The sequence below is a fragment of the Moorena sp. genome (assembly GCF_982860115.1).
In genome coordinates this window covers 22,632-34,113 of the sequence record NZ_CEYLVT010000023.1, presented here as the reverse complement: position 1 = coordinate 34,113, position 11,482 = coordinate 22,632, and the positions used below count along the sequence as shown (strand labels likewise).

Annotated in this window: 9 protein-coding genes; 4 read left to right on the top strand and 5 right to left on the bottom strand. The window is 42.6% G+C overall.

Annotation, left to right across the window (positions count from 1 at the left end; translation table 11 throughout):
• Window positions 1-183: 183 nt before the first annotated feature.
• The 5 genes from AC4II3_RS06545 to AC4II3_RS06525 form a co-directional block, all read right to left on the bottom strand.
• Complete coding sequence (locus AC4II3_RS06545; RefSeq protein ID WP_488007808.1) at window positions 184-1,122, bottom strand: glycosyltransferase family 2 protein; 939 nt, start codon at window positions 1,120-1,122, stop codon at window positions 184-186.
• 42 nt (window positions 1,123-1,164) lie between these two features.
• Window positions 1,165-1,929 carry an FkbM family methyltransferase gene (locus AC4II3_RS06540; protein ID WP_488007809.1) on the bottom strand — a complete coding sequence of 255 codons (765 nt, stop codon included), beginning with the start codon at window positions 1,927-1,929 and terminating at the stop codon, window positions 1,165-1,167.
• Between the two features lie 19 nt (window positions 1,930-1,948).
• Window positions 1,949-2,920: a glycosyltransferase gene (locus AC4II3_RS06535; protein WP_488007811.1), complete on the bottom strand. Its 972-nt coding sequence runs from the start codon at window positions 2,918-2,920 to the stop codon at window positions 1,949-1,951.
• A 165-nt stretch (window positions 2,921-3,085) separates the two neighbouring features.
• On the bottom strand, window positions 3,086-3,286 hold the full coding sequence (locus AC4II3_RS06530; RefSeq protein WP_488007813.1) for a hypothetical protein: 201 nt from the start codon (window positions 3,284-3,286) through the stop codon (window positions 3,086-3,088).
• Complete coding sequence (locus tag AC4II3_RS06525) at window positions 3,273-4,964, bottom strand: capsule biosynthesis protein (RefSeq protein ID WP_488007815.1); 1,692 nt, start codon at window positions 4,962-4,964, stop codon at window positions 3,273-3,275. The genes AC4II3_RS06530 and AC4II3_RS06525 overlap by 14 nt, the downstream gene beginning before the upstream one ends.
• 324 nt (window positions 4,965-5,288) lie before the next feature.
• Here AC4II3_RS06525 and AC4II3_RS06520 point away from each other — a divergent pair, with 324 nt between their 5' ends.
• From AC4II3_RS06520 to AC4II3_RS06505, 4 genes are all read left to right on the top strand, one after another.
• Window positions 5,289-6,095: an ABC transporter permease gene (locus tag AC4II3_RS06520; RefSeq protein ID WP_488007817.1), complete on the top strand. Its 807-nt coding sequence runs from the start codon at window positions 5,289-5,291 to the stop codon at window positions 6,093-6,095.
• Window positions 6,096-6,845, top strand: a complete 750-nt coding sequence (locus AC4II3_RS06515) for an ABC transporter ATP-binding protein (protein ID WP_488007819.1) — start codon at window positions 6,096-6,098, stop codon at window positions 6,843-6,845.
• 153 nt (window positions 6,846-6,998) lie between these two features.
• A complete protein-coding gene (locus AC4II3_RS06510) occupies window positions 6,999-7,970 on the top strand; it encodes a glycosyltransferase family 2 protein (protein ID WP_488007821.1) in 972 nt (323 codons plus the stop codon).
• Between the two features lie 131 nt (window positions 7,971-8,101).
• Window positions 8,102-11,431: a glycosyltransferase gene (locus AC4II3_RS06505; RefSeq protein ID WP_488007823.1), complete on the top strand. Its 3,330-nt coding sequence runs from the start codon at window positions 8,102-8,104 to the stop codon at window positions 11,429-11,431.
• The last annotated feature ends 51 nt before the right edge of the window (window positions 11,432-11,482 follow it).

Here is an 11,482-nt window from a genome sequence, read left to right as displayed (position 1 = left end):
GTCAGCCTTTAGCTGATAGCTGATAACTGATAGCCTTTAACTGATAACTGATAGCCGTCAGCCTTTAGCTGATAGCTGATAACTGATAGCCTTTAACTGATAACTGATAGCTGACCGCTGATAGCTGATAGCTGATAGCTGATAGCTGATAGCTGACCGCTGATAGCTGATAGCTGATAGCTTTTACGATAACGGCTCGACTTGAAATGATCTCGGTCGTAGATATCCTGGACAATGTTGAATTAAGTGATAACTTTTACGTTGGGTAGTCATCGGATCCGTGATACTAATATACCGACTGGTCATGATATTGTGCCAATCCCGAGGGATGAGATTCCAGAAGATCGGTTGGTCTGAATTGTAGTGTTGATCAAACCCGATCCCTTTACGAAACAATGCCCAAAGATACTTTTTCAGTTGCCAGAACCAACCCCCTTTCGCATACTTTGAGTACCGTTCCGCATAAAGGGCTTTATACTGCTTTTGCCTCTCCATCATTTGGGCATATTCTGGAGTATTAGGATCCGAACTCCAATTCCGGTAATGATGAATAGCAATTTTTTTAGTATAAACAATATCATGTCCCGAAAATAAAACTTTCGTGGTCAAATCCGGATCAATCCCATAATCTCGAAATACTTCACAGAATCCACCCACCTGTTTTAATACCGAAGTTCTCAGCACACCTTGGTTAACATTTAATACACCAATTACTGAGACACCACCGATGTAGGGAGCACTCACGAAGGGCCCTTGTTTATCCCTTACTTTCAGGGCTACCATCCCGATCTTCGGCTTTTGCTCAAGTATTTTTACCGCCGTATCCAGACCCTGGTTCACGATTAGATTATCATCACTGACCCAACACACATAGGGAGTATCTATAAGTCTGAACACATCATTATAGGCTTTAGCTTGACCAAGCTTTTCTCCCACCAAAATCGGAATCACCTGTGGATTTGAGGATGCGATCGCATTTAAATACTCAATCGTGCCATCATCAGACCCCGCATCAGTTACATAAATTTTCGTAGGGGTTGATGTTTGTTCAATAATACTAGTAATACATTGCTTCAGAAGACTCAATCGATTATAGGTACCAACAACAACAGAAAGTTTCATGCTTCCTTCACTCCTCACCTTCACTCTTAACAATTAACCACCCTAACGGACATACAAACAATGGCAGAATAATGGCTGTCCAGACTTGATAGAATTAATCTGATTTTTAATTCCCGCAAATCGGTAACCCAATTCAACCAAACAGTCATGCACCTCTTCAAATAATGGTTGTTCATTATACAGGGGAACAAATGACATTTCTACCAGAACACATCGCCCTATAGAAAATAACTTTTTACCTCCCTTTATTACACTATCTTCAACCCCTTGCACATCAATTTTTATAAAAATATCTCTCTCAAATTTATCAGACTCTAATTCTGACTGTAACAGATCATCCAGGGGGCAAACCTTTACTTTAATCTCCGTTTCTCCTGATGTTTGTGGGAATTCATTCTTACATAGTTCACTTATGCGTAACATCGAAGAAGCTGGCCCGTAAGAATTCTCATAAAATAACTCTTCTCCTTCATAATCCGACAAAGCCACATTAAAAATTTTTAGATTAGGAATCTTAGCCGCTTTCCCTTCTAAGTCTGATAAATAAGATGGCAATGGTTCAAATACATAGGTTTGTTTAGCATTGAAGTAACAAGCTAAAAATTCCGCAAAATCTCCATTATTTGAGCCAATATCAATCACCGTCTTAATCGAATAATTTTCACGAACCCATCGCCATAGTTCCCTGCCTGGATCCGGACTCGCTTCCACAATTTGTTTGTAGTCTGAAAGCCTTAGCAACTTTAAATTCATTGACGCTAACAGACGATTTACCAACCGACCAATTTCCTGTTTCACCGAACCCATTTAGTTACTCCTAGACAACTTAATAAACTAAGTTCATAAACTGGTCTGCTGTTCTATTTTTGTCCTCATATAACCTAGTTACTCGTCTCCGGAGATCCCGCTTATATCGATGATAATAAATTCCTTCCCATCGCTGCAAGTAAGCTTCTCGGTCATGGTCTAAAACAGCATTGTTAGTCTGGCGAACCGCTTCATTTCGATCATAATAATGTTCCACATAAGCCCCTGGACAATCTACAATCTCATAATTTAGCTGCCACATCTTTAAACAGATGTCACCATCAGCTTTATAAAAGATATATCGCTCTTCATCCGCCCAGTCAACTGCTGCTAGGGCTTCTTTTAAGTACATACCATGATTAACAAACAGCTTGCCACCAAGGGTATGTTGTACATAGTACTCTTGATCCTCTGGCCAATTCCGAAAATAGAAAGCTACTCCCCCTAGTTTTCCGCCAGCTTTTTCCACCTCTTCAAACTTATCCAGCCCTAAATTAACCGCATTCGGTAATAGCAGACAATCATCACTGATCATCAAAATGTATTTTCCTTTAGCTGATTTAAAGCCAAGATTCATAAAATACCCCCAACTACGACGCTTGAGTGGCTTTCCTTGGAATTCCCCTCGGTTATGTTGGATGATAGTAATAATATCTTTCTGCTGAATTAGCCATTCTAAAGAGCCATCCGTTGACCCCCCGTCAATCACAATGATTTCATAGGGGACGCGAATCTGATTATCTCGAACACTTTGAATCGCTTTTTCCAGTAAAGGTCTACGGTTATAACTCCCAATCACCACCGAGACCATGCACGTTTTATCAGAGCTAATTACCGGTTTAGCTAAAGACTGTATTATCTTAAAATGACTCAATTGTCCTGGATTAGCTAGTCCTGGATTAGCTAGTTGGGTAGGATACTGAGTAAATGAGCTGTGATACAACTTTTTGACTTGACGAAAAGGCTTAGCCAAAATTTTGATATAGTCCATAAGGCACTCCTGAACACACCTGTATAGAGCCATCACCATTAAGCGATTTAGCTTAACCTGATGTGGCCATGATTATAGTGGCACCCTCGGGGATAATCATATCAAAATATCCCATTGTTTATGTTATAATAGGAAATCCCTATGGATAGCTAAATCTAAAAATTTTTAGATTATCAAACGGAGCAGTAGGGTGCTAGTGGTGCTAGACTCGCCCTTATTTTTCGCCTCTTCTCGCCTGTGGGAATTGGTAACGGGCAAGATGCCCGTTCCACCAAGATGCCCGAAATTGGTAACGGGCAAGATGCCCGTTCCACCAACATCTCCATTCCAGCAAGATGCCCATGCCACCAATCTAGAGGCGATCAATTCCCAATCGTTCCGCTGGATAGATAAAAGGAGAACCAGACAAGATTCCATCACAGATAATATCCAAACCCGGATCTGCACCAGGAAGTAATTGCTCTAGGTTAGTAATATTCAGCTTCACGAAAGGATTTTCCGATAGGGGTTCCGTAAATTGTAGGGGAATCATCCGTCTGAAAAAGAAATGGTAAGCGTACATCCTCGCCCGTTTAAGGGCATTGGAATCCAACCCTTTACCAAGGGGTAGCTGATCCAAGCACTGGAAATACTCCTGTGCTGTAGAGGGATCGATCGTGATTCCTTTATCTCGGATCCAAGCTTCACCACCAACGATCACCGGAATGCCGACACTGGTCAACTCTACTCCAGTTTTTGTCCCATAAATAATCACCGAATCGCACTCCATCATCGCTGCGTAGGTACTCACAGGACTTTCTGGAGGAATGATGAAAATATTTTTAGGCAATTGAGACCAGACCTTCTTGATTTCTGGCAACAAGGGTTGGCGAGAAGGCAACGTTCCCCGAATCTCTGCCGGATGAATCCGAATCAGCAGTTGTAAGTCAGGACGTTTAGCAGCAAAATACTCAATCGTTTCGAGTACCCACCTCAGCATATTGGGAAAAGCATTAGCCCGATAGTGCAACTGGGCATCCCACATCACATTGGTGAGCATCCCAATCACTGGCTGGTTCAGGTCAAGCCCCATCTCCTCAGCATTTCGGCTAAATTCTTCATCAGGTTTTTCATGAAACCAAATCCAGTCCCGAGTGCCTTGCCATCGACTTTTCAAATACTGTAGGATGTCATCGCTCATTGCCTCAGTCCAAGGCATGGTTTCCCAGGCATGGAGAGGCTCACTGAGCATAGTGTGATGATAAGTGTCTCCGTGGCTAAAAATAAAGCAACGCTTGCGATAGGCAATAGTCCAGTTAACCACCCGCACTTGGCGTGAGCGACACACCTCACCAATGATGCCATGAGGTAAGTAGATGCCATGATTGAAGCAAGCAGCCTTAAAATCATAGTTAGACAGTAGCTTACTGATAGCATACGCAGTCAGCAAAGCCCCTTCAAAATACCGACGCACCACGATTTCACTGTTGGGTTCGTTATCTAGATTCCCACTAGTAAAATAGCGCAACGCCCCAGCATAGGCATGTTCACCGATATTCCAGTTGCCCAAGCAATAGTTTTCAATCTCTGATAGCGGCACGTGGGCTGCGATCTGTTTGGCCTCTAGCCTGTCGAGCCCAGTGAGCAGTTCACTGAATACATGGTTGGTCAAATGCAACGGTTGATAAAGATAACCACCGGTTGCGAAACACTTTTGGCATTTGATCCTTTCTAGATCATAGTTTTCAATCGTTTCTTGAGGTGTATCCAGTTTTTGAAGATTGAGGCAGGCAGGCAGAGAATGGTCACACAGCAGAGTATGAACCTGTACTCCTCTGAGGGTAAGGGCTACTGCTAGTAGACTTTCTGGTAGTGACAGTGGCGCTAACCCGCCGACAGTAGTTGCTATTAGCACCTGAGGTCCGAAGTGAGACCGTTGCTTGGCTTCTCTCCAGAGGAATGGGTTAGTTTCGATAATAGCTCGCCAATCTAACAAGTTACTTTGCCCTAGTCGCCAAGAAAGCAAGGGACTTGGCTCTAGTTCGTCAGCACTAGTCAGAGACATATAATCCAGTCAGATACTTACTTCTCAAGGGATTATACCAAGTTCCTACTCGACAAATTTCCCTAAACTATGATAATAATATACAGACCGAAACAGAACGGTTGTGCGAGTCACGGGTTCGCGTAGCGTGGCCTACGGCCAAGCTACGGGAACGCGCCGTAACCAAGAGTGCGGGGTGGAAATGCGACAGGGCGAAGAAATTCGCGCTGATATGTTATTGTTCTAGCAATGCGCATCTAGGAACCATTAGGGAGGCTAAGTTGACTCCCTATATATTCGGTTCTATATATTCATATTCGGTTGTATATCTTCGGTGTATAAATTATGACCTTATCCCTCAAGGCTAACACCGCACAGTCGCAATTCCAGCGCTATTGGGAGTTGCTGTATATATTAACAGAGCGAAATCTGAAGGGACGTTATCGAGGATCGCTTCTGGGAGTATATTGGTCTTTGTTAAATCCTTTGATTATGACAGGACTATATACAGCAATTTTTGGTGCTACCTTTGCCTCCTATTATGACAACTCAACCATTAACTATATTCTGGCTGCTTTTACTGGGTTGCTTGTTACTAACTTTTTCTCCGCTTCAACCAACCAAGCATTAGTCAGTGTAGTTGGCAATGGTGCCCTGTTGAATAAAGTTCGCTTACCAATCAGTGTCTTCCCAGTTTCAACCATTGCCGCTAACGTCTTTCAGTTAGCTGTTGGCAGCTTTCCTCTCCTAGCTATTGTCACGTTGCTTACCTCAAAAAGTGTAGTCAATTTGCTAGCGTTGAGTCTTCCGTTAATTGCCTTAATTTTGGTTAGTATCGGCATCGGTTTTCTTGTCAGTGTTCTCTATGTTTTCTTTAGGGATTTACCTTATTTTTACGAACTAGTATGCTTTGTGATATGGATTAGCTCTCCAGTATTTTATCCAGCAGCAATTGTCCCAGAGGCGGTTAGACCATTTTTGTTTTTAAATCCCTTATTGCCGATTATTGAAAGCATTCGACAGATTTCTTTGTCAGGAGCTTTACCAGATGTAGGGTTGATTGGACACTCATGCCTAAGTGCCATAGTAATTGTATCTTTAGGCTGGACTTGTTTTAGAGTTTGGCAGCCGCACTTCATGGATTTGTTGTAAATGACAGAAGAAGTTATTAGACTCGATCGGGTTTCATTGTGGCGAAGAACCCAAGAAGAGTTTTCCTATGACCTCAAGAAAACCATACTATCCTTTTTGGAGGGAAAATACCGCAAACCTTCCAAGAATTTAGTCCTTGATGACATTCATCTAGCCGTAAAAGCTGGGGAAAAAATCGGCATCATTGGACCCAATGGTTCAGGAAAATCAACCCTGCTTAAAGTTATCTGTGGAATCTTGCAGCCCACAGGGGGTCAGGTATGGATAAGAGGTGAAATTGCTCCTCTAATTGAGCTAGGAGCTGGATTCGATCCCGAACTTTCGGTAGTGGATAACATCAAACTCTATGGCGTGATGCTAGGTTTCTCTAAACAAGAAATGAAACAGAGAACCCCATCGATTTTGGAGTTTGCTGAGCTAGAAGACTACAAGTTGATGCCAGTCAAGGGATTATCCTCAGGGATGTCAGCGCGGCTAGGCTTTGCCATTGCCACTGATGTACAGCCAGATATTTTAATTTTGGATGAAGTGTTATCCGTAGGGGATCAAAGTTTTAGAATTAAGTGCCAGCGACGCATGGAAAGATTTTGGGAGGCTCATGCCACTGTTTTAGTGGTCTCCCATGATTTATCCTTTGTGCGCCAATACTGCAAGCGGGTGATTTGGTTAGACAAAGGCAGGATAAAGTGTGCGGGAGAGAGCAATGAAGTAGTCGATTCCTACTTAAATAGTGTCAAGGAAGTGATTTAACCTTAAAAAAAGTTAAAACTTTTAAACAAACGTTAAAAGCTCAACGTAAATGAAAGATGGTAATCTAAGCAGTTGGAATATAGTTAAACCCTATAGTTAAACCTATTAAAGCAGTATTATCACCCTAATAGTGATAATTTTGAGGAGGAGCATGTGAGGATTTCAATTATCACTGTATGTAAAAATGCTGAGCGATTTATAGAGCGAGCGATCAAGAGTGTCGTCTCTCAGACCTATGAGGATATAGAGTACATTATTATTGATGGCAACTCCCAAGACAAAACTAAGGAGATTGCTCATAAATATAGTGATCAGATTAGCCGATTCATTAGCGAACCTGATGGCGGTATCTATGAAGCCATGAATAAGGGAGTTAGATACTCCTCTGGTGAGTTTATTGGTTTTATTAATTCAGATGACTATTATCTTGATGATAAAGTTATCGAAGATACCGTTAACTTCCTGTTAGCAAATCCCTCCTGTGATTTTGTGTATGGAGACCTAGAGGTTAGAGAGCAATCTGGGTCTACCATTGTAGTTAAGCCTCCCATGCCTGAAGAGGTAGCTGATGAACTGATTTGTGGATGTTTGCCTCACCAAGCCAGCTTCTCCAGAGCTAACTTATTTTTCTCTAAGATAGGGCTTTTCAATGAACGCTACAGAATATCATCGGATTATGAATGGTTTCTGAGGCTAATCCAGAATGAAACTGTAAAATTGTGTTACTATCCTCGCACAATGACATCCTATTATGCAGGAGGCATTTCTAGTCAGTTAAGACTATCCCTACCTGAATCCTATAGTATTCAGAACCAATGCCCAATGTATCAAGATTCCTACTGGTTGAACAGAAGAATCCTCAAATATCAGGAGTTCGTCATTAACCTGAGAGAATGGCTTCAAAATGCAGAAGACGGTAGAAATACACTAAATCTCAACTATCAAGCCCTTGAAAACAAATATCATGCCGTTGAAACCGAATACCATGCCCTTAAGCTTGAATTAGAGGAAGCGCGGGCGAAAATTGCTCAGATTGCCAAAATTGCTGAGATGGAAACCGGGATAAATCAGAATGGACAAAGTTCTAATCTCAAACTCAACTTGACAAATTTGGAACAAGTATGATTAGGATACAACGTTAGACTAATAGATTAGACTAATAGGTTATAAAACTAACAGCTTAGACGTTATATCTTTCTTGCCAAATTTATTTATTGCAAACTTTTTTCAGGTGTGTGTGTGAGGAGCTGTTTCATATGCCAATTAATAGGTCAGAATCAGAACTAGATTATGTGATTCCTCCTGAGATTAAAGACGACGATTTTTATAGAGCGATTCAGAGGATAGCTCGGGAAGAAAATATCAAGACCGTTCTAGAAATCGGGTCTTCATCCGGTGCGGGAAGCACCGAAGCCTTTGTGAAGGGGCTCAGGGAAAACCCTTCTAATCCAGTGTTATTCTGTATGGAGGTTTCACAACCTCGTTTTACTGAGTTAAGGGAACGCTATCGGCAGGATTCTTTTGTCAAGTGCTACAATATTTCATCAATTTCCCTAGAGCAGTTTCCTAGGGAAGATGAGGTTAGAGAGTTTTATCATGCCCATCGCACCCCTCTAAATAATTACCCTCTTGAACAAGTCTTGGGTTGGCTTCGTCAAGATATCGATTATGTAAGGGAAATGGGAACCTCTGGAGATGGGATTGAAACGATTAAGCAAGAAAACCAAATCGAGGATTTTGATCTGGTCTTAATCGATGGCTCCGAGTTTACAGGTCAGGTGGAATTGGAGCAGGTTTACGGAGCAAAATACATCCTACTTGATGATATTTGTACCTACAAAAATTATATTAATCACCATCGGTTATTAAGAGATAAAAACTATAAACTGATTGATCAAAATGCCTCTGTGCGCAATGGTTACTCCATTTTTGCTAAAGTAGGTAGTCACCACTCAGTTGGGACGTCAGGTAAAGCCTCAACCCCTCTTCCCATCAATTTTTTTACCATTGTTCTCAATGGTGAACCCTTCATTCGCTACCATATTGACGTCTTCAGTCAACTGCCATTCCCATGGCATTGGCACATTATTGAAGGCGTAGCGCAATTGAAGCATGATACTGCCTGGAGTTTAGCGACGGGTGGGTATGTCAGTGATGAAATTCATAACAACGGTCGTAGTATTGATGGCACCACAGAGTACCTCGACCAACTGATGGAACGCTACCCTGAGCAGATCACCGTCTATCGCAAACCTGATGGGGTTTTCTGGGAGGGCAAGCGAGAAATGGTGAATGCTCCTGTTGGCAATATCCAACAAGAGTGTTTGTTGTGGCAAGTAGATGTGGATGAGTTGTGGACAACTGAGCAAATCTGTAAAGCTCGACAGATGTTCATCGACCAACCTGACAAGACGGCGGCTTTCTTCTGGTGTTGGTATTTCGTGGGAGAAAATTTAATTGTCACCAGTCGCAATTGCTATACACAAAACCCCAAACAGGAATGGTTGCGCCTGTGGAGGTTTAAACCTGGAGCTTTCTGGGCAGCCCACGAACCCCCAAGGCTAGTCCAACCGTCGTCAGCTAATCAGTCAGCTAATCATGGGCAAGATATAGCAAGCATCAATCCATTCCTACATCGAGAAACCGAAGCGCAGGGACTGGTCTTTCAACATTTTGCTTATGTAACACCGGAACAGTTGCAGTTTAAGGAGAGCTACTACGGCTACCAGAATGCTCTGGCCGACTGGCAGGGACTACAGCAGCAGTCTGAATTTCCAGTTTTTCTGCGTCAACATTTATCTTGGGTTGAGGATGAAACCCTGGTTGAACCGGCGGATATCTGTGGTATAGTGCCGATTGCTCAGAAAGAGCCTGACGGCGAAAAATGGCAGTTTTTGCAACTGGAAGAATTTCAGCAACAAACTATGAAGATTGAAAGACCATTCCCCCAAATTTTGGTTGATGGGGTATTTTTCCAATTTTTTCCTAACTCTGGGATTTCCCAAGTCTGGAAGTCTTTGCTAGAGGAATGGGCAACTAATGGCTTTGCCAACCATGTGATTGTTTTAGACCGGGCTGGAACGGCTCCGAGGATTCCTGGAATTCGCTATCGCCCCATTCGAGCTTACGATTACAACAAAACGGGAGCAGATGCTGACTTGTTGCAGGAAATCTGTGATGAAAAAGGGACTGATCTATTCATTTCCAGCTACTATACCGCACCCCTATCTACTCCTTCTGTATTTATGGCTTATGACATGATTCCAGAAGTGATCGGTGCCAATCTTAACGAAGCAGGTTGGAAAGAAAAGCATTACGGTATCTTACACGCCTCCCGTTATATTACGATATCCGAAAGTACTGCTCGAGATCTGATTAAGTTTTTCCCCCATATTTCCCCAGAAAAGGTAAGGGTAGCTCACTGTGGTATCAAGAAGGTTTTTTCCCCGGCAAGCGCTGATGATATCAATGAGTTTAAGACTAAATTCAATGTTACCAAACCCTACATACTCTTAGTAGGAGAAAGAACTGGTGTTAATGGCTATAAAAACGCTATCTTTCTGTTCAGAGCATTATCTAAGCTGGTGGATAAGGAAGAGTTTGGGGTGATTTGTGTCGGTGGTAGACCTGAGTTAGAACCTGAGCTAGCTGCCCTGGCAACAGGGATAACAACGAAGGTTCTGCCCCTGAGTGATGAAGACTTGAAAGTAGCGTATTCTGGTGCGATCGCTCTGGTTGTCCCCTCTCTGTACGAAGGCTTCGGATTACCAGTTACCGAAGCAATGGTGTGTGGTTGCCCTGTCATTACCTGTCGTCACTCCTCTCTTCCTGAAGCGGCTGGGGAAGCAGCATTATATGTGGATCAATCTAATGTTTACGAGCTGATTGATGCGCTGTACAAAGTTCAAACCCCAGAGGTTCGTAACCAGTTGATTGCTGATGGTTTTGAACACGCGAAGAAATTTTCGTGGTTAAAGATGGCTGATACCGTAGCAGAGGTTCTGGTCGAAACTGCTAAGACCATCAAAAATGAGGGTACTGGTATAGGTTCCCCCCTTTGGGAAGAATTCAGGAAGTTACAGGCTCAAATCCAACAACAGCTACCTCCAAGTCCATCCCCAATTCAATTTCAGTCAAATCAGCTTCAGTCAGGGCCTCTCGAACAGCAATTGAGGTACGCAGAGGCTCAACTTCAGCAAAAACAGCGGGAACTTCAAGAAGCCGGGTCAACTCTAGCTGCAATGCAGTCCAATCAATTCTGGAAATTGCGGTCAGGCTGGTTTCGACTAAAACCCCTGTTAGTTCCACTAGTTAGTCTAATTTTAGGGATCAACTTACTACTGCTATCTACCGCCATGTATGCTAACAGGACTCTAGTGCAACTAATGTCATTCGTTTCTCCTGTCCAAGGAAATCTATTCTTTAGTCTTGGCGGTAGTTTGTTGTCCATTGCACTAATGTTAGGTATGGTGGGCTATCTTGGCTATATGAAGCCTCAGGTTCTCCGCAGGGTCAGAATTGTCATGGGTAGTGGGGGATTAGCGTTGATAGGTTTGACGGTACTACAGAATAGTAACCTGTTGTAGATAACTGCCCAGTTTTCCAAGTCTTAATTCTTAAGACCCTTTATTTTTATT

Bases quoted from the DNA above. Each gene is read 5' to 3' on its own strand.
- AC4II3_RS06545 (WP_488007808.1), bottom strand. From the start codon at position 1,122: ATGAAACTTTCTGTTGTTGTTGGTACCTATAATCGATTGAGTCTTCTG.
- AC4II3_RS06540 (WP_488007809.1), bottom strand. From the start codon at position 1,929: ATGGGTTCGGTGAAACAGGAAATTGGTCGGTTGGTAAATCGTCTGTTA.
- AC4II3_RS06535 (WP_488007811.1), bottom strand. From the start codon at position 2,920: ATGGACTATATCAAAATTTTGGCTAAGCCTTTTCGTCAAGTCAAAAAG.
- AC4II3_RS06525 (WP_488007815.1), bottom strand. From the start codon at position 4,964: ATGTCTCTGACTAGTGCTGACGAACTAGAGCCAAGTCCCTTGCTTTCT.
- AC4II3_RS06520 (WP_488007817.1), top strand. From the start codon at position 5,289: ATGACCTTATCCCTCAAGGCTAACACCGCACAGTCGCAATTCCAGCGC.
- AC4II3_RS06515 (WP_488007819.1), top strand. From the start codon at position 6,096: ATGACAGAAGAAGTTATTAGACTCGATCGGGTTTCATTGTGGCGAAGA.
- AC4II3_RS06505 (WP_488007823.1), top strand. From the start codon at position 8,102: ATGCCAATTAATAGGTCAGAATCAGAACTAGATTATGTGATTCCTCCT.